We start from the raw sequence: 18,846 nt of genomic DNA, 5'->3' as shown, positions 1-18,846 counted from the left end.
CTCTTTATTTTGCATCAAATGAATTTAAGTTGTCATGGCGGATTTTATCTTTTTCAGCATCTGATTTTTTGAAATCATAATCATATAAAGCGCCTTCCCAATCACCATACATTGGATTCGGGAAAATAATAAATTTCTCACCAAATTGTGCTTTTGAATCTGCTACTGTTTGATTGCGATCTTTTACAGATTTCCCATCAAAACCAGTGAAATCAGATAAGTTATCACCGAAGAATAAGACGATATCATGTGTTTGAGAAACGAGTTCACGGCGTTTTTCTTTTCCTTTTTCTTTCGGATCTTGTAGTAATATATGTTCTTTCGTTGCTTGAGGAGCACCTACACGCTCAAGATTTTTAATTGTTGCATCTAGTTGGTTCGTTTTACGATTTGAGATGTAGTAAATATCTACACCTTTAGACTCGGTATATTTTAAGAAATCAATTGCGCCTGGAAGGGCCTCAGCTTCAGCCTTATTAATCCAGTCATCCCATTTATACGGATAACCTTTTCCAGTTTTTACGCTCATCGCTTGATGAGGACTGTTATCTAAAACAGTTTCATCTAAATCAAGTACGATAGCAGGTTTTTTCTCTGTCCCTTTTGCAAGAATTGCATCGAGCTTTAATTGACCGATATTGTACCCTTGGTAATAAAGTGCTTTCATTTCGCCAGCTGTTTGATACCATAAATCAGCCATTAATTGCTGGTCTGTTAATTTTACTTTCTCTTCTTTCGCCACAGTTTTCTCTTGTGTTCCTGAACATGCTACAAGCGATGTAGATAGAACTGCTACAGATAATAAAGTGGTAATGCCCCTCTTCATCTTCATATGTATCCTCCTTGATGTTAGAAAATCAGTTAATATTATATATCGAAAAATAATAATTTTTGTATGAACATTTGCATATTGTCTTTTGTATATATAGTAGTATGTCCTATATTAGAAAGATGAGAAAAATGATGGGAATCATTTTGACAACTTTTATTGTCGTAATGACAAATATAATTGACAAATGAAGTGATATTATTTACAATTTTAACTAAATAGAACAAATGATGGATTAAGGAGATGTTACATACTAAGAGGGTGAAGCGTAGTGCTATATTTTATCTTGAATAAACATAGTCTTTGAAAGAGAGTATGAATGATATTAAAGGGGAGGCTTTATACTTTGAGTTTACAAATTCAAAACTTAACGAAACTATTTGGGGAATCAAAAGCAGTGAACGGTTTGCAAATTTCGTTACCAAAAGGTGAAGTACTAGGATTACTTGGACGAAATGGTGCAGGGAAAACAACGACAATCAAAATGCTTCTCGGATTATTAACGCCTAATGAAGGCTCTATTACATGGGATGGAAAATCATTTGGGACTAGTGGGGTAACGATTGGATATTTACCAGAAGAAAGAGGTTTATATACAAAAAGTAGAGTAGTAGACCAGCTGCGATATTTTGGTAGATTAGAAGGAATGACGAAAAAAGAGGTAGATCTTGCTATTGATCACTGGTTAGAGCGATTAGCAATACCAGAATATAAATTTAAAACGGCAGGAGAGCTTTCAAAAGGGAACCAGCAAAAAATCCAATTAATTGCTGCCCTTCTTCATAATCCTGAACTTCTCATTTTAGATGAACCATTTAGCGGACTGGATCCAGTTAATGCTGGGATGTTAGCTGGCATTATAGAAGAACAAGTACAGAGCGGAAAGACGATTATTTTATCCAGTCATCGTATGGAACAAGTAGAGGCTTTTTGCCAACATGTATGTATTTTGAAAAAAGGCGAAGCAGTCGTAAAAGGTCAGTTAAGTGATATTAAAAAAGAATATGGTTTCCGTAATTTAACGATTGAAGATACAGATGAGAATGAGAAGGGATTAGAAGCTATTCATGTATCATATGAAAAACAACAAGGCTTTCTTTATGTGCAAGTACAAGATGATGCAGAAGCTCTAAAGATTTTACAACAGTTGCAAGAACAAGGTGTTACTTTACGACAATTTAAAATGTTAGAGCCGACGTTAAACGAAATCTTTGTAGAGAGGGCGAAATAACGATGCGTAAATTTTCTCACGTATTTTCATTTTATTTTAGAGAAGCGTTTTTATCTAAAAAATCATTAATTACGAGTGCGATTTTATTTTTAGTTGTGTTTGGGATTTTTGCATTTAATCATTTTACTTCAGGTGATGATAAAAATAAGGATAAAGATAAAATTGCAGTTGTATTAGAGAGTGCCACATATAAAGTACAAAAAGAAGAGTTAAATAAGCTATTGCCATCAGCAAAAATAACAGTTGGTTCAAAGGATAATTTTGATAAATTGCATAAGCAAGTAGAAGAAGGCGATTTAGATGGTCTATTCCATGTGACGGAAAAGAATGGGGCTCCATCGATTACATATGTGTATAATGGATTTCCAAGCCAAGCAACTTCTACAATTATGGCAGGCTATTTAAAGCAACAATATACGATGGTGACGATTGCCCAAAATAATGTTTCACCAGAAATTGCACAGCAATTGCAAACCGAAATTTCTGTGAAACAAGAAGCGATAAAAGATCGTTCTGCTTCCGCAGGAATTGCATATTTCTTTACATTTGCTTTGTATATGTTTATTGTCATGTTCGGAAGTACAATTGCGATGAATATTGCTTCTGAAAAAGCTTCTCGCGTTATGGAAGTTATGATTCCGAAAGTAAAACCACTTACGATGATGTATGCAAAAATTTTAGCGGTTGTTTCAACGGCGTTATTACAACTTGCTATATTGGCATGTGGTTACTTGGTTCCTTGGTTACTAGGATGGGTAGATTTAGAAAATGGTTCATTATTTGGAGCGCCAATTGATTTTACAAAGATAGATGCACAAGTTATCGGTATGTTCCTTATTTATTTTGTTACAGGATATTTCCTTTATGCGATGATGTATGCGGCTGCTGGAGCGGTTGTTTCTAGGACTGAGGATTTACAAGGTGTTATATTGCCAGTATCGATTTTAATAATGGCAGCGTTCTTTATAAGTATTAAATCGCTAGGTGATCCAAACAGTACTGTTGTTGTAGTAAGTTCTTATGTTCCATTCTTCAGCCCGATGATTACATTCTCACGTTTTGTAGCTGGTGAAGCTGGTATGTTAGAAATTACGATAACAATGGTGATTCTTTTAGTGACAATCGGCATATTAAGTGCTATTACAAGCCGCATTTACGTAAACGGCGTAATGAATTACTCAGATAAAGTGAAATTTAAAGACTTAGCGAAATTTATAAAGCGTCAATAATGAGAGAAAAGTATGATTTCCTATTGAAATCATGCTTTTTCTTTATGTATAAATTAAAAATAGTATATAATAATAAGAGTCGTCTTTTAATAGAATGAATACAAAGGAGGGTGTGCAGATGGGGATTAGTAGTCGTTTTACAGTAGGTGTTCATATGTTGACGTTACTTGCGATAGATCGAAACTCTCGCTGTACCTCTGAATGGATTGCTGGTAGTGTGAATACAAATCCAGTCGTGATTCGTCGCATTACAGGAATGTTGAAGAGAGCAGGACTTGTTGATGTACAAGCTGGTAAAGGTGGTACGACACTTGCTCGTGATTTAGAAGAAATTACATTACTTGATGTATATAAAGCAGTGGAAGTTGTAGAAGAAGGACAGCTATTTTCCTTCCATGAAAATCCCAACATTGAATGTCCAGTAGGAGCTAATATTCAATCAGTATTAGAAATCATTTTAATGCAAGCGCAAGAAGCGATGGAAAACGTACTTGCAAATGTAACGGTAGATCAATTAGTTACAAATTTAAAGTCTAAAATGAAAGAGTAAAAAAGCGAGCATCCTCATAATGAGGGCTCGCCTTTTTATATTCAGAAATATTGAAAATTCTATTTTTCAGTATTTAAAATGAATTTACCTACGATAGCTGCTACGATACCACCAAGAATTGGTGCAACGATGAATACCCATAGTTGAGAAAGTGCTTCTCCGCCAGCGAATAAAGCTGGTGCGATACTACGAGCTGGGTTAACAGAAGTTCCAGTTAACGAAATACCTAATAAGTGAACTAAAACTAATGTGAAACCAATTACTAATCCTGCTAGAGAAGAACTTCCTTTTTTACCTGTTACAGCAACGATAACTAATACGAATACGAAAGTTAAAATAAATTCAACTAGAAATGCTCCAGATAAACCAAGAGTTCCAAAACCATTTTGTCCTAAATTATCTAAAGGTGTTTTAGCAGATTGTAAAATTGTCACCAATGTTGCAGTTCCTAATAAACCACCTAAAACTTGAGCTAATACATAATAACAAAGTTCCATAGCGTTCATTCTTTTGTTGATGAACATAGCTACTGATACTGCTGGGTTAATGTGACATCCAGAAATTGTTCCGATGCTATATGCCATAGCTACAATAGATAGACCGAAAGCCATAGCGATTCCTAATATTCCAATTCCTTCAATTCCGCCGCCAATGACAGCTACTCCAGTTCCGAATAATACAAGTACAAATGTACCAATAAATTCAGCGATTGCTTTTTTTAACATAATTTACCTCCTATTATTGCGCATGAAACGTATTATAACATAGGTTTTAGTATAAACAGCTAATGAAATACTATTCTGATAAGACGAAATAGGGGGACAATAAAAAAGAGTATGGTTCTTTGTTATAGAACCATACTCTTTTTTTATGCTGTTTTTTTCTGTTTAACGGCTGGAACAGATCGGTTTAATACGCTATTGGCAACCATTCCTAACATAATAATAATCATTCCAAATAGGGAAAGACCACCAGGGAATGAACCATTCAAGAAAACAATTTCGCCAAGCACGGTAAAGACCATCGTTCCAGCTTGCGTTGCTTCAACAGCTCCAAGTAGAGCGAAGTTATCTTTGGCTAAGTCAGTAGCGAAGAAAAATGTCATCGTTGCAATTACGCCGGAACATAATGCTAATAAAAATCCTTGTAGCATTTGGCTGGACGTTGGAATACCGGTAGTAGAAAATCCGTATATGCCAAGTAAAATAGTAATAGGGAGACTTCCAATTGCCATTCCTAATACGCGTTGGAACGTATCGAGACGTCCACCAACAAGCTCCATCATTTTTCGGTTGCCGAACGGATATAAGAAAGCAGCTAACACGACAGGTAAAAAACCTGAAATGAACTGAGTCATCGTAATGTGGCCTGCTTCAGTTGCCTGCATACAAATTACACCAAGTAAAATAAATAATGCAACGTATAAGCTGCGAAGTGGAATTTTTCCGCGTACAAGTTTTGTTCCTGATTTCGTCTCTATTTTAATGAAAAATAGTGGTGATAGTAGTAAACCTGCTAATATAGTAACTTGCCAAGTTCCAGCAACGAGCCACGCTGGAGAAAAGACAGCCGCGAAACTTAATAAAGAATAGAAGCCAATACCAGCAACAGAACCCCATCCGATCCATGCTAATGGATGCTTCTTTAATTCTTCCCATAAACCCCTTAAGTTTTTGCGAAATAAAACGATAAGGAATAAAATAGGGAGAGCAAATAAAAAGCGGAAGGAAGCTGTCCAAGCCCAGCTCGTTCCAGACACATTCATCGCTCTGTTAATAATAAAGGTTGCGGAAAAAAAGGCTGATGATAAAAGGCCTAATAAAATTGCGCGCATGAAGTATAGCACTCCTTTCGGGATTTGATGATTATGTATAGTATAATATACATAAAATTAATAAAAGTAAACTATTTTATACTTTAAGGTGGTTTTATAGATGAAAGAACATGAAGATATGCAAACGAAAGAAGTCATTCAGCAAGTAGGTCAGTTATTAAGACAAATTCGAAATGAACAAAAATTAAGTTTAGAAGAATTAGCTCAAAAAACAGGGGTTAGTAAATTAACATTAGGAAAGATTGAAAGAGGAGAAACGAATCCGACGTTAGCTGTCATTTGGAAAATAACGAAAGGGTTATCGATTCCTTTATCGAGATTGATGGTTGTTGGAGAACCGGTAGCTGTTGCGCGCTGCGGGGAAGGATTTGCAGTAGATGCAGGACAAGCATGGCATTTAGAAACGATGTTCCGTTATACGAAAGAAACAGGGATGGAGATGCACCGTGCTTGTTTAAGATCGAATAGTATATATGAACCAGAAGCCCATCATGAAGGTGCGATTGAGCTTGTAACGGTAATGAAAGGGAAAGTATCGATTCAAGTAGAAAGCGATGTATACGAATTAAATGAGTTTGACTCTATTCAATTTGAAGCGAACAAGAAACATAGTTATAAGAATGAAGAAGATGAAGTAACAGTATTACATTTAACGATGAAATATTCTTCATGAAAAAATCTCCTATAGATTTTCTATAGGAGATTTTTTGTGCGCTATGCTCAAATAAATGAAAGAATGTTATTAGTAAGAGCGTGGCATAAGTAATAAACAAATGAAATAAACTAAAAACCCCGTCCCAAAACATAAAATAGCAATGATCCAAAGTATGCGAATGAGAGTAGAGCTAATATCAAAATATTCTCCTAAACCACCGCATATACCAAATAGCATTTTATCAGTTTCGGATTTACATAATCTTTTTGACATCTTCCAATCCACTCCTTTTTATGACAAGCTATATACTTCTATTCTATATGGAAATTTATGAGAAGACTATGTGGTTGTATTACATTTTTTTTAAAGAGAACAGTCGTATTAATTGTCTTAATTTTCAGTGGATATTAAACTTATAGTAAGAGGTAACTTTTAATAAAGGGTGGGGGAATAGAGATGACAGCATATTGGTTGACTAATGTAGCGCTTGAATCAGGCTATACGTATGAAGAGGGAAGGATTTCCCAAACGGAAACAGAGTTATGTAGTTTACTCATTGAAGATGGAAAAATTAAAAAAATGATAGCAGGGGCTGTTCAAGAGGAAGGGGTACTAATTCTTGATGCTAATCGTTTATTGATTTTGCCTGCTTTCGAAGAGATGCATATTCACATTGATAAGACGTATTATAGTGGTCCTTGGAAAGCTTGTATGCCAGCAGAAAGTATTTTTACACGTTTTAATGAAGAAGAGGAAATTTTGCCGAAGCAATTAGCGACTGCTCAAGATAGGGCGGAAAATATGCTAACGTTATTGCTTCGAAATGGTGCAACGAATATAAGGACGCATTGTAATGTTGATCCAATTATTGGACTTGGTAATTTGGAGGCGACGTTAGCAGCGTTGGAAACATATAAAAATCAGGTTTCTGGTAGAATCGTTGCTTTTCCGCAACATGGATTATTGCGCAGTAATTCTGTGCAACTTGTGAAAGATGCGATGCGTATGGGAGCGCATCTAGTCGGTGGTGTGGATCCAGCTACAGTGGATAATGATATTGAAAGATCATTACATACTATTATGGATATTGCAGTAGAATTTAATGCAGATGTTGATATTCACCTGCATGATGCGAATAATCTTGGAACGTTTACAATGAAGAGATTGGCAAGTCTAACAGAAGAAGCGGGATGGCAAGGTCGCGTAACGATTAGTCATGCGCTTGGACTCGGTGGTGTTACGGATAAAGAAGCTGAAGAAGTGGCGGAAAGACTAGCTGCTTTAAACATTGATATTACTTCAACCGTTCCAATTGGGAAACAAATAATCCCAATTCCGTTATTAGATAAGAAAGGTGTGAAAGTCTCGTTAGGAAATGATAGTATTACTGATCATTGGTCACCGTTTGGAACGGGGGATATGCTGCAAAAGGCAAATCGATTAGCGGAACGTTTTGGATGGAGTGACGAAAGGTCTTTAGGAAAAGCTCTTCGCTTTATTACGGGAGGAAAAGAAACGTTAAACAATGAAGGGAAGCGAACATGGCCGAATGTAGGAGATGAAGCGAGTTTTGTTTTGACGAATGCAACATGCGCTGCGGAAGCGGTAGCGCGTCAAACAGAGAAGCGTTTAGTCGTGCATAAAGGAAATATTGTTGTTGGCAGTTTAAATGAGGTGGAATTAAATAATCTTGTGTAAAAGAATCGTTTAAATGTTTTGAGGAGGGTTCTAATTGTGAGTGTAGAACCTTTCTTTTTTATGCTTACAACATATTTTTTATAGGAAAGCTAGAAGGGATGAAAAGTTTGGACAATCAACATAACCAAAATCATATTATGGGAACTTTGCAATGGTTTATATTTTTATTAGCCAATTCAATCGCACTACCAATTGTCGTTGGCGGATTATTTCATCTTACGACGGAAGAAATATTTTATTTAATGCAGCGTACATTTTTTGTAGTTGGTATATCTTCTTTTTTACAAGGGTGGCTTGGACATAGACTACCAATTGCGGATGGGCCAGCTGGATCTTGGGTTGGAGTATTTACCGTACTTGCATACGCAACTGCCGGGCAAGATCAATTACATAGTACGTTGCAAATTTTAGGATTAGGAATGATAATTTCCGGTGTTATTTTAATAGGATTAGGAGTAACTGGTTTTATCGGACGTATTTTATTTTTATTTACGCCGCTTGTGACAGGGACGTTTTTACTTTTATTATGTTTACAATTAAGCGGTGTATTCCTAAAAGGAATGCTAGGGATTACTGCTACTGCTTCCCAAATCGATGGATTTACAGCGATAATCGCGTTTAGTATATTTTTGTTCGTTATTTTACTATCTAATTTTGGAAAAGGTTTTGTCAAAAGTTATGCGGTTTTAATAGGATTAATTAGTGGATGGATTCTTTTTCTAATGGCAGGAAAAGTTACGATTCCATCTCAAGTAACTCAGTTTGTGCAACTTCCGCAAATATTTGCTTGGGGACTTCCAAAGTGGAATACAGGTATGGCAGTATCAAGTTTCGTTATGGTATGTATTTTAGTTTCAAATACAGTAGCAGCTATTATAGCAATTAATCAAGCTACCATTCAAAAAGCGACTATTGAACAGAAACAGTTGAAGGATGGTACGTGGGTTGGAGGGATTTCGCACATCATTTCTTCCGTATTTTCAACTGTAGGTGTCGTTCCGTTACCAGCAACGGCAGGATTTATTCGCTTAACAAAACAAAAATATATACGATCGTTCTTACTAGCATGTATGTTACTAGTCATAATGTCGATGTTTCCGAGTGTTATTCGTTACTTAGCATCGTTACCATCCGCTGTTGCATCTGCAGTTTTAATGGCTTCATTCGTACAGCTAATTGGAATTGGGTTAAATAATATAAAACAAGTGGAGCTTAATGAAAGGAATGTAACGATTTTAGGCGTTGCAGTATTATTTGGCAGCGGTGTTATGTTTTTACCGTCTGGAGCGCTCCAATCCTTACCATCTGTTATGCAATATATATTCGGAAATGGTTTGTTTGTAGGTACAGTTGTCAGCATATTACTAGAACAAATATGGCGTACCGAAAAGTAAGTGGATACAAAGAGTGAATGCAATGTATAAAAGTCTAAAATAACATGAGAAATAAAGCCCATTTTTATTCACCACCCGCACATTTCATTCATACAATATCTTGACTAAATAAACACCCAACTTACACATACACAGCTCTGGCTTAAGCAAGGAGGGTTATACCAGTTGAAGGAAAAAGCGTATCAATCTAAACCGTTACTCACAAAGAGAGAGAGAGAAGTATTTGAATTGCTGGTTCAAGATAAAACAACGAAGGAAATTGCGGGTGAACTTTTTATCAGTGAAAAAACAGTACGCAACCACATCTCAAACGCAATGCAAAAGCTAGGAGTTAAAGGACGTTCACAAGCAGTTGTTGAGCTTCTTCGCATGGGAGAGCTCGAACTATAAGAAAGCAGCCGACTTTTATGTAAAGAGTCGGCTATTTTTCTGTCTAAATTTTGAACTTAAAAAAGGTATCTCAGACTTTGAGAGAGAAGGTATGTTTAAGAAAAAAACGTTAAAAATAACTATTTTAAACATGATGAGGTATTTAGGATAGGTATCTTTGTCATTTATGAATAAGAAGGTGCAAATGTGAAGTTGTATTTTAAGGATATGGAGATAGGTAAAATTAAAGATGTTTTTGGAGACATGCCATGGATGTATGGAACAATTCGTCTATACGAGAATAGTAAACCGGTCCAAAAATATTTTCGTGAGATGGTAGACGAAGATAGTGTATTTGATTTTGAAAGCATAGACCCTGAATTTTTATATGAAGAAAATTGGTCTATTTTTGATGAGGATGATCAGCGGTATTTAGGGATTAATATACCTGCTATTCATATGGAGGATAACACGATTGCGTGGCGCTGGAGATAAAGTTATCAGGTTGTGAATATCTTTGTACGAAAGAATTCAAACGAGAACAATAAGCAGACTTTTATAAAAAAGGTCAGCTAGTTGTTCTCGTTTTTTCCGCTTGCTGTATGAATGATAAGAACACTCCATACATAAATAGGTAGTAAGGAGGGGATATGTTGAAAAGGATATTGTTAGTTTCAACAAGCGCTCATGATATGAATGGACACCCGACTGGTTTGTGGCTGGAAGAGCTCGCAGCTCCTTATCATGTATTTAAAAAGGCTAAGTTCGATGTTGATATTGTGTCGATACAGGGCGGTAAAGTACCTATTGATAGAGTGTCTATTCCGAATGGTATACCACGTGAATTTAAGCATGTCGCTTCTTTATTGCAAAATACGAAGCCGATCTCAAATGTTCATTTTTCGGATTATGATGCAGTTTTATTTGGTGGTGGGCACGGGGCGATTGTAGATTTTCCAGGTAATCCATATGTTGCAAATTTAATTGAGAATATGTACAACAATAACAGGATTGTAGCGGCTGTTTGTCACGGAGTAAGTTCTTTAGTCGGTGTGAAAAATAAAGATGGCCCGTTTTTTGTTGCCGGTAAGCGTATAACAGGTTATACAAATGATGAGGAAAAAGCTGTGCATTTAGAAAAGCGAGTGCCGTTTTTATTAGAAAGTAAATTGAAAGAAGAAGGAGCTTTGTTTTATGTTGCTCCAAATTTCACGCCCCATGTTGTAGTAGATGGGCGTTTAATTACAAGGCAAAATCCGCAGTCTAGTATGGAAATAGGGAAAGCTATAAGAAGAGCTGTCAATAAATTATAGAAAAAGTGCTCGTTACTCATAAAGGTAGCGGGCATTTTTTCTATAGTATAAATGACTCATTAAACTAAAAAGATGTATTGAGTATAGTGACTTCATTTATAATTAATCGTGAATTTGCTATACTATTTTGTATGGACAAAAGAGGAGGCTCTTTTAATGAGAAAAGTTGCGTGTGCAAATACTTATATTAATAAAATAAAGCCCGTTATTAGAAAAACGAGTTTTAGCCAATTGAAAATAGATGAAATTGCGAAATATATGGATATTAGTAAAGCTACTTTATATAAACGTTTTTCTTCAAAAGATGAGATTATTGAAGCAGTGGTAGAAGATTTTATGAACTACCTTCTTGAAGGAGATGCGGATAATCAAGATGAAAGTATGTCTTTTGCAGAACGTTTCCAAAAGACGTTTATCCACTCTTTGAAATGTGTGACATATATTTCTGATGTCTTTTTACAAGATTTAAAAGAGGCATATCCACATTTATCTGATCAGCTAATCGCTGCACAACAAAATCGTAATCATAATTTGCAAATGTTTTTTGAATCCGGTATGGAAAAAGGCTACTTTAATAAAATGAACGCACAATTATTTATGGTGCAAGATGATGTGATGTTAAGACGTATTATAGATCATTCTTTTTGTATTCAGTATGATATTACATTAAAGAAAGCGATACTGGATTTTTATCAATTAAAGAAGTATCAACTTTTTAAACCAGAGTATATAGAAGCAATTGATGATTCGGAAATTGAAAAAGAAGTTATTGCTATTTTGCAAATGATTTCGTAAAAAAGCAGGTTTTCCTATAGTAATGGAAAACCTGCTTTTTTTATTACATGTTATTTGTTTACGTGTTGTAATACTAATTCAGCTACTGGACCACCTGAAGCTGGGTTTTGACCAGTGATAACACGATTATCTTCTACAGCGTAAGCTTCCCAAGGTTGCGCAGCTTTTTCATAAAGCCCTCCATTTCTAATGAGTTCATCTTCAGTTAAAAATGGAACAAATTGATCTAATTCCGCTAGTTTTTCTTCTTCGTTTGAAAATCCAGTTACTTTTTTACCGCTAATTAAACGTTCCCCATTACTTAATGTGATATGAAATAAACCAGCAGCTCCGTGACACACAGAGGAAACAATTCCGCCATTTTCATAAATGTTGCGGCTAATCATTTGAAGTTCTTTATTTTCTGGGAAGTCCCAAATAACGCCGTGACCACCAGCATAATAAATCGCAGCGTAGTTTTCTGGATTCACTTCACTCGGTTTCATTGTAGCACCGAGACGATTCATAAATTCTTTCTTTTGATACCATTCCCAATCGATGCTCTCCGCCATTGTTAAACTATGCGGATCAATCGGTGTATAGCCGCCTTGTGGGCTGACATAATCTACTTCGTAACCAGCCTCTTCTACTTTTTTGACGAAATGGACAGCTTCGCCAAGCCAAAGTCCAGTCGCTCTATTTAAATTTGGATATTTTTCTATGCTCGTTAATACGACTAACATTTTTTTCTTCATCATAATCCTCCTGTAATGTTTCTTCTATATAAAAGTTCTTTACTTACTTGATTTTATTAAGTTAAAAATTGCAAATTTGAATAACCATGTCAGTCCTCCTTATATCGGATTCGAAATTAGTGTATAACAATTTTTGAACAAAGTAAACTAAAAACACTAAATTAGTTTACTTTGTATATTTTTCGTTGACAAACTGTAATGCATGAAACTATGATAGTTCCATGAATATCGAACAACGTACATGTTTCGTTTTGAATTCAGTTTGTCGCGCGATAAATGCATAGATTTGATGAAGTTGTTTAGTGGTAATAGAGGAGCTAAACAACTTTATTTTTCATTTTTATTTTCGTTTACAGTTACTACAATCAGGAGAGGTGTTACACATGGGGAAAGATATAAGTAACCATTCAAAATGGTTTGTTTTCACATTATGTTTTATCGTTTTATTAGGACCGATGAATGCGGTTTTATTTAATGTAGCGTTAGAGGATATTGTTCATGATTTATCCATTAGCCAGTCAAAAGTAAGTTGGGTTGTAGTAGGTTATTCCTTAGTTGTCGGTATCGGTTCGATGATCTATGGGAAGTTGGCTGATCGTTATAGTGTAAAAAAACTATTAATTATTTCAATTATCATATTTGTAGCAGGTTCTATTATTGGATTTATGAATCAATCTTATGCGATTACCATTCTCGCAAGATTAGTGCAGGCGAGTGGGGGCGCGGCGTTTATTGCGCTTAGTATGATTGCAGTGGCAAAATTAGTTGCTCCTGCTAAGAAGCCTGGTGCGTTAGCGATGATTAGTTCTTCTATTGCATTAGCGATAGGCATTGGCCCTTTAGTTGGCGGAGCAATTACAAATACATTAGGGTGGCCATATTTATTTTTATTTATGATTATTTCAGTAGTTGGGATTTTTCTACTTATGAAATTTATGCTAGAAGAAGCGCAACATACGGCTGGAGCGTTTCATTTTGATTACATCGGAGCGGCGTTATTATTTGCATTCATTACGACGGTTTTATTAGGTGTAAATATTAATAGTTGGCTATTTGTGTTATCGGTTGTTTTCTTATTTTTATTCACAGTTCGTATGAAGAACGCGGAACATCCATTTATTGATATTGAGTTGTTTACAAATAAACCATTTCTTCGTTTAATAGCGGTCGGATTTATAATGAATGTGGCGTTATGTGCTAGTTTATTATTATTACCATTACTGTTAGGAAGAGAACACGGATTGTCTCCATTCGTTATTGGGATTGCATTGTTTGTTGCATCACTCTTTGGTATTGTATCTAGTTTTATTACTGGGAAGATTGTCCCTTCGTTTGGAAATGTGAACATGATTTATGTAGCGTCTGTCATTATGATCGTTGGCTTTTTAATCTTAGGGCTTATTCCGAATGGGAACTTAATGGTTATTTTAGTGGCGATTATTTTAACGTTTATAAGTTATTCAGCTATTCAAGTATCAGTAAATACATTTATGCCGAAAACATTACATCCAGCTAAAGTTGGAGTCGGTCTTGGCTTATATAATTTAATTAACTTTTTCGGTATGGCATTTGGACCAGCTGTTGCGAGCAAAATTATGGAATCTACAAATAGTTATCGTTTGAATTTTATTTTAATCGTCATGTTAATTTCTGCTCATTTCTTCTTATTAATAGGAATGTCTTCTTTCCAAAAAAAGATGGAGCGGTAAATACGTACTTTATTATAGAAGAAACCGACTTTCATATAGAAGGTCGGTTTTTTTTCTGTCTTGCAAATTATGAAAAAAAGGAGCAAAATAAAAAAGGTCCTAGTCTATACAGGTACAAATGAAAATTTTCATACAGAAGCAGTTTAAGTGAGCGAACTTAAAGTGTGTAAAATATAATGATAAAATAAGATGATGAATGAGAAAACGGGTGATGAAGTTGAATAGAGCAATCGGTGTTATCGATTCAGGAGTTGGCGGTTTAACAGTAGCGAAGGAATTAATTCGTCAGTTGCCGAAAGAGCGTATTATATATTTAGGGGATACAGCACGTTGCCCTTATGGTCCACGTTCTCGAGAAGAAGTGCGTCAATTTACGTGGGAAATGACGGAGCATTTACTAGATTTAAATATCAAAATGTTAGTTATTGCGTGTAATACAGCAACTGCGGTTGTATTAGAAGAGATGCAGAAACAATTACCAATTCCAGTGGTAGGAGTTATTCACCCAGGATCACGTACAGCTTTAAAAGTGACAAACACGTATCATGTTGGGATTATTGGAACGATCGGAACGGTGAAAAGTGGTGCGTATGAAGAAGCGTTAAAGTCTATTAATAATCGTGTTATGGTCGAAAGCTTAGCGTGTCCGCCTTTCGTTGAGCTTGTAGAGAGTGGCAATTTTGAAAGTGAAATGGCGTATGAAGTTGTAAGAGAAACGTTGCAACCACTGAAAAATACCGATATTGATACGCTTATTTTAGGTTGCACACATTATCCAATTTTAGGACCTGTTATAAAAAAAGTAATGGGAGATAAAGTGCAACTCATTAGTTCAGGTGATGAAACAGCGCGCGAAGTAAGTACAATTTTATACCATAGTAAAATGTTGAATGAGGGAGAGGAACAAAGTGATCATCTCTTCTTAACAACAGGAAAAATAGGTCTATTTAAAGAAATTGCATCAAAATGGTTTGGCCAACCGATTGAAAATGTGAAACATATTTATTTAGAAAAAGAATAATAGTAGAATTCATATAAGTGAACTCCTGAGAAATCAGGAGTTTTTTGTTTGTAAGAAGCATAGCTTGTTCTAAAACATGAAACAGCTCGTATACATAATAGTACAAACTTAGATTTTAGGGGGGAATGGCATGCCTAAATCCACTTTTAAATGGGTTGTTGGTGCTACTGTGAGTGCTGTTTTACTAACAGGGTGTGGCTTTATAAATCAGGAGAAAGCAACGGAACAAATTGATCCGCCAAAACAAGTTACGTATACAGAGGGTGGAAAGAAAGAAGTAGCTAAGAAAGATAAGCAAGGACAAATGGTGAATAGAGAACTATACCTTGTTGATAAAAATGGCTATGTTGTACCGCAAACGTTAGCTATACCTACTCCGAAAGCAAATGAGGTTATTCAGCAAACGTTAGAGTACCTTGTGAAAGATGGGCCGGTAACGAATTTATTACCGAATGGGTTCCGTGCAGTCATTCCAGCGAATACGTCGATGACCCTAAATTTGAAAAAAGATGGGACGGCAGTCATTGATTTCTCACAAGAAATGAAAAACTATGCAAAAGAAGAAGAGCGTCAAATCGTTGAGTCGATAGCGTGGACGTTGACACAATTTAAAGAAGTAAAACAAGTGCAGTTCCAAATAAATGGTGAGAAATTGGCGAAGATGCCTGTTGGTGGTACACCACTTGGTGAAGGGGTGAGCCGTGCTAACGGTATCAACTTCGATGATGAGCAAGTAGCGGATGTAACAAATACAAAACCGGTAACACTTTATTTTATGGCACAAAATAATAATAAACAGCAATACTACGTACCAGTAACGCGTCGCGTTGTAGAAGGAAAAGAAAATGATTATGCAGCAATTATAGATGAACTTGTAAAAGGACCGATTCATCAATCGCTCCTGAATGATTTTAATCCAGGAGTTAAGCTTATTACGAATCCGAAATTACAAGATGGAAATCTTACATTAAACTTTAACGAAAATATATTTATAAACCCAGATAAAAATATGGTTTCAAATTACGTATTGAAGTCGTTAGTTTTATCTTTAACTGAAAAGAAAGGCGTGAAAAGCGTTTCTATTGAAGTAAATGGTAAAGCAAATCTTATAGATGAAAAGGGCGGAAAGTTAATAAAACCAGTAGATCGTCCAGAAAACGTGAATACAGGTAGTTTTTAATCGCCAATAATTTGATATACTTAAGTAAGAAAGGGGAATTGCTTTTTGGGTTCCCCTTCTTTTATTGTATACATATCATACATTTAAATTTGGCTATACTAACAAGTAGTTATGAGGAGGTTATTTTTATGCGAGTAGATGGTAGAGAGAAAACGGAATTACGCCATATACATATTCATACGAATTATTTAAAACATCCAGAAGGATCAGTATTAATTGAGGTTGGGGATACAAAGGTAATTTGCTCAGCGACAATTGAAGAGCGTGTCCCGCCGTTTATGCGTGGAGAAGGAAAGGGCTGGGTAACAGCTGAATACGCGATGATTCCACGTGCGACAGAACAACGTACAATTAGGGAGTCAAGTAAAGGGAAAGTAACAGGACGTACAATGGAAATCCAACGTTTAATTGGACGAGCATTACGTGCGGTAGTTGACTTAGAAGCACTTGGTGAAAGAACGGTTTGGATTGATTGTGATGTTATTCAAGCGGATGGTGGAACGAGAACTGCTTCTATTACAGGTGCATATGTAGCAATGGTATTAGCGTTTGACAAGCTATTACAAGCAGAAAAAGTATCTAAAATTCCAGTGAAAGATTATTTAGCAGCAACATCAGTAGGGATTGTTGAAGAACAAGGTGTTGTTTTAGATTTAAACTACGCAGAAGATTCTAAAGCAGACGTTGATATGAACGTAATTATGACTGGAAAAGGTCAGTTTGTTGAAGTGCAAGGAACTGGAGAAGAAGCGACGTTTAGCAGAGCACAGTTAAATGAATTACTTGATGCTGCGGAACAAGGCATTTTCCAACTGATTGACATGCAAAAAGAAGCGTTAGGCGACATCGTATCTCATATAGAGTAGAGGTGGAAAGTATGAAACAAGTTGTTGTAGCGACAAAAAATATGGGGAAAGTACGTGAATTCGCTGATTTATTTGAGCGATTTGATTTAGAAGTAAAATCATTACACGATTTTCCTCATATTGAAGAAGTCGAAGAAACTGGTGAAACATTTGAAGAAAATGCAATTTTAAAAGCGGATAGTTTAAGCAAACAGTTGAATGCAATCGTAATTGCAGATGATTCAGGTCTTATTGTAGATGCTTTAAATGGAAAACCAGGCGTGTATTCAGCTCGTTTTGCTGGAGAGCGGAAAGATGATCAAGCGAATATTGATAAAGTGTTACAAGAATTAAATGACGTAGCGTTTGACAAGCGTAAAGCTCGCTTCTACTGTGCATTAGCAGTAGCTTTCCCTGAAGGTGATAAAAAGCCTGTCATTGTAAACGGGACGTGCGAAGGATATATTTTAGAACAGCGCCGCGGGGAAAATGGTTTTGGCTATGATCCGATTTTTTATGTGGAAGAATATAAAAAAGCGATGGCGGAACTAAGTTCAGATGAGAAAAATGCCATTAGCCACCGCGGACGTGCTCTGCGTAAGCTAGAAGAAAAAATCCCTGAATGGTTTTTAGGAGAATAAGGGAGAGAGATTGATGAAAGCTTTAATCGTAAGCGATAGTCATAGCTCTGTGAAGGAATTACAGCAGTTAAAAGAGAAATATGAAGGGAAAGTAGATATCATGATTCATTGCGGTGATTCGGAGCTAACGCCTGCTCATGAAGAGCTGCAAGGTTTCCACGTTGTAAAAGGGAATTGTGATTATGCTAACTTTCAAGATGAAATTGTAACTGATGTAGATGGCATTCGTTTCGTCGTTGTGCACGGACATCGTCATAACGTGAAAATGACATTACAAACATTAGCGTATCATGCAGAAGAGGTAGGAGCGCAAGTTGCATGCTTCGGACACTCTCACGTATTAGGTGCAGAATTAATCGATGGCGTTTTATTTATTAATCCAGGTAGTATTCTATTACCACGTCAACGTGTAGAAAAGACATTTGCTTTATTAGAAATGGATGAAAATCAAATGGAAGTTCGTTTTGAAACAGTAGACGGGCAGCTAGTTGAACAAGCAGTTTTTAAAAGAGGATAAGAAAAATTATCCTCTTTTAAAAAAGGTGTTGACTTTATGTATGGTTATACATATAATAAATATTGTCGATAGGGCAACAGCGCTAACGAATAAAAATAAAATAACATATGCGGGTGTAGTTTAGTGGTAAAACAAGAGCCTTCCAAGCTCTGGTCGAGAGTTCGATTCTCTTCACCCGCTCCATGTCCCAGTAGCTCAGCCGGATAGAGCATACGCCTTCTAAGCGTACGGTCGGGAGTTCGAATCTCTCCTGGGACGCTAAAAAAACCTTGTTATCTTTTGGTAACAAGGTTTTTTGTTTG

General features: G+C 36.0%; 21 protein-coding genes and 2 tRNA genes. 18 read left to right on the top strand and 5 right to left on the bottom strand.

Features of this window, described 5'->3' with window-relative positions:
* Positions 1 to 4: 4 nt before the first annotated feature.
* Entirely contained in the window at positions 5 to 832 is an 828-nt protein-coding gene (locus ACUXEY_RS06820) for a 5'-nucleotidase, lipoprotein e(P4) family (RefSeq protein ID WP_429600474.1), read from the bottom strand.
* 343 nt (positions 833 to 1,175) lie between these two features.
* Between ACUXEY_RS06820 and ACUXEY_RS06815 the strand changes: the two genes are divergently transcribed.
* The 3 genes from ACUXEY_RS06815 to ACUXEY_RS06805 all read left to right on the top strand — a co-directional run bounded on the left by ACUXEY_RS06815 (position 1,176) and on the right by ACUXEY_RS06805 (position 3,839).
* Positions 1,176 to 2,060 carry an ABC transporter ATP-binding protein gene (locus ACUXEY_RS06815; protein ID WP_461300349.1) on the top strand — a complete coding sequence of 295 codons (885 nt, stop codon included), beginning with the start codon at positions 1,176 to 1,178 and terminating at the stop codon, positions 2,058 to 2,060.
* Between the two features lie 2 nt (positions 2,061 to 2,062).
* Positions 2,063 to 3,289, top strand: coding sequence for an ABC transporter permease (locus tag ACUXEY_RS06810; protein ID WP_461300348.1), 1,227 nt, complete (start codon positions 2,063 to 2,065; stop codon positions 3,287 to 3,289).
* Positions 3,290 to 3,407: 118 nt separating this feature from the next.
* A complete protein-coding gene (locus ACUXEY_RS06805) occupies positions 3,408 to 3,839 on the top strand; it encodes an Rrf2 family transcriptional regulator (protein ID WP_000512998.1) in 432 nt (143 codons plus the stop codon).
* A gap of 59 nt (positions 3,840 to 3,898) precedes the next feature.
* On the opposite strand, the gene ACUXEY_RS06800 is transcribed toward ACUXEY_RS06805, so the two are convergent.
* Entirely contained in the window at positions 3,899 to 4,564 is a 666-nt protein-coding gene (locus ACUXEY_RS06800; protein ID WP_461300347.1) for an MIP/aquaporin family protein, read from the bottom strand.
* Between the two features lie 143 nt (positions 4,565 to 4,707).
* A complete protein-coding gene (locus ACUXEY_RS06795; RefSeq protein ID WP_461300346.1) occupies positions 4,708 to 5,673 on the bottom strand; it encodes a DMT family transporter in 966 nt (321 codons plus the stop codon).
* A gap of 100 nt (positions 5,674 to 5,773) precedes the next feature.
* Between ACUXEY_RS06795 and ACUXEY_RS06790 the strand changes: the two genes are divergently transcribed.
* Positions 5,774 to 6,346, top strand: a complete 573-nt coding sequence (locus tag ACUXEY_RS06790; protein ID WP_461300345.1) for a helix-turn-helix domain-containing protein — start codon at positions 5,774 to 5,776, stop codon at positions 6,344 to 6,346.
* A 69-nt stretch (positions 6,347 to 6,415) separates the two neighbouring features.
* Here the strand turns inward: ACUXEY_RS06790 and ACUXEY_RS06785 are convergent, their stop codons facing one another.
* Entirely contained in the window at positions 6,416 to 6,601 is a 186-nt protein-coding gene (locus tag ACUXEY_RS06785) for a PspC domain-containing protein (RefSeq protein WP_461300344.1), read from the bottom strand.
* A 183-nt stretch (positions 6,602 to 6,784) separates the two neighbouring features.
* Between ACUXEY_RS06785 and ACUXEY_RS06780 the strand changes: the two genes are divergently transcribed.
* The 6 genes from ACUXEY_RS06780 to ACUXEY_RS06755 all read left to right on the top strand — a co-directional run bounded on the left by ACUXEY_RS06780 (position 6,785) and on the right by ACUXEY_RS06755 (position 11,897).
* Positions 6,785 to 8,026, top strand: coding sequence for an amidohydrolase family protein (locus ACUXEY_RS06780; protein WP_461300343.1), 1,242 nt, complete (start codon positions 6,785 to 6,787; stop codon positions 8,024 to 8,026).
* A gap of 98 nt (positions 8,027 to 8,124) precedes the next feature.
* Positions 8,125 to 9,420 carry a purine/pyrimidine permease gene (locus ACUXEY_RS06775; protein WP_461300342.1) on the top strand — a complete coding sequence of 432 codons (1,296 nt, stop codon included), beginning with the start codon at positions 8,125 to 8,127 and terminating at the stop codon, positions 9,418 to 9,420.
* 165 nt (positions 9,421 to 9,585) lie between these two features.
* On the top strand, positions 9,586 to 9,810 hold the full coding sequence (gene gerE, locus ACUXEY_RS06770; protein ID WP_000659484.1) for a spore germination transcription factor GerE: 225 nt from the start codon (positions 9,586 to 9,588) through the stop codon (positions 9,808 to 9,810).
* 186 nt (positions 9,811 to 9,996) lie between these two features.
* Complete coding sequence (locus ACUXEY_RS06765) at positions 9,997 to 10,284, top strand: hypothetical protein (RefSeq protein ID WP_461300341.1); 288 nt, start codon at positions 9,997 to 9,999, stop codon at positions 10,282 to 10,284.
* A gap of 155 nt (positions 10,285 to 10,439) precedes the next feature.
* Positions 10,440 to 11,102, top strand: a complete 663-nt coding sequence (locus ACUXEY_RS06760; RefSeq protein ID WP_461300340.1) for a type 1 glutamine amidotransferase domain-containing protein — start codon at positions 10,440 to 10,442, stop codon at positions 11,100 to 11,102.
* Between the two features lie 156 nt (positions 11,103 to 11,258).
* Positions 11,259 to 11,897, top strand: coding sequence for a TetR/AcrR family transcriptional regulator (locus ACUXEY_RS06755; RefSeq protein ID WP_429600456.1), 639 nt, complete (start codon positions 11,259 to 11,261; stop codon positions 11,895 to 11,897).
* Between the two features lie 50 nt (positions 11,898 to 11,947).
* Here ACUXEY_RS06755 and ACUXEY_RS06750 read toward each other — a convergent pair whose 3' ends face one another.
* Positions 11,948 to 12,631, bottom strand: coding sequence for a type 1 glutamine amidotransferase domain-containing protein (locus ACUXEY_RS06750; RefSeq protein ID WP_429600454.1), 684 nt, complete (start codon positions 12,629 to 12,631; stop codon positions 11,948 to 11,950).
* A 383-nt stretch (positions 12,632 to 13,014) separates the two neighbouring features.
* Between ACUXEY_RS06750 and ACUXEY_RS06745 the strand changes: the two genes are divergently transcribed.
* The 8 genes from ACUXEY_RS06745 to ACUXEY_RS06710 all read left to right on the top strand — a co-directional run bounded on the left by ACUXEY_RS06745 (position 13,015) and on the right by ACUXEY_RS06710 (position 18,802).
* The gene (locus ACUXEY_RS06745) at positions 13,015 to 14,340 is read left to right on the top strand and encodes an MFS transporter (protein ID WP_461300339.1); all 1,326 of its coding nucleotides are present in this window, start codon (positions 13,015 to 13,017) and stop codon (positions 14,338 to 14,340) included.
* A gap of 211 nt (positions 14,341 to 14,551) precedes the next feature.
* Positions 14,552 to 15,361, top strand: a complete 810-nt coding sequence (gene racE / locus ACUXEY_RS06740; RefSeq protein ID WP_000774001.1) for a glutamate racemase — start codon at positions 14,552 to 14,554, stop codon at positions 15,359 to 15,361.
* A 130-nt stretch (positions 15,362 to 15,491) separates the two neighbouring features.
* Positions 15,492 to 16,541, top strand: coding sequence for a spore germination protein GerM (gene gerM, locus ACUXEY_RS06735; RefSeq protein ID WP_166702927.1), 1,050 nt, complete (start codon positions 15,492 to 15,494; stop codon positions 16,539 to 16,541).
* A gap of 128 nt (positions 16,542 to 16,669) precedes the next feature.
* Positions 16,670 to 17,407, top strand: coding sequence for a ribonuclease PH (gene rph, locus ACUXEY_RS06730; RefSeq protein ID WP_098313486.1), 738 nt, complete (start codon positions 16,670 to 16,672; stop codon positions 17,405 to 17,407).
* A gap of 11 nt (positions 17,408 to 17,418) precedes the next feature.
* A complete protein-coding gene (locus ACUXEY_RS06725) occupies positions 17,419 to 18,027 on the top strand; it encodes an XTP/dITP diphosphatase (protein WP_461300338.1) in 609 nt (202 codons plus the stop codon).
* A 13-nt stretch (positions 18,028 to 18,040) separates the two neighbouring features.
* Positions 18,041 to 18,544 (top strand): metallophosphoesterase, encoded by a 504-nt coding sequence (locus tag ACUXEY_RS06720; protein ID WP_144612362.1) that lies wholly within the window; start codon positions 18,041 to 18,043, stop codon positions 18,542 to 18,544.
* A 109-nt stretch (positions 18,545 to 18,653) separates the two neighbouring features.
* A tRNA-Gly gene (locus ACUXEY_RS06715) sits at positions 18,654 to 18,727 on the top strand.
* A gap of 1 nt (position 18,728) precedes the next feature.
* Positions 18,729 to 18,802, top strand: a tRNA-Arg gene (locus ACUXEY_RS06710).
* Positions 18,803 to 18,846 lie beyond the last annotated feature (44 nt).

Source organism: Bacillus sp. F9_6S_D1_P_5, from assembly GCF_054823925.1.
Note: the sequence above shows the minus strand (reverse complement) of the source record. Positions and strands in the feature narration are given on the sequence as shown.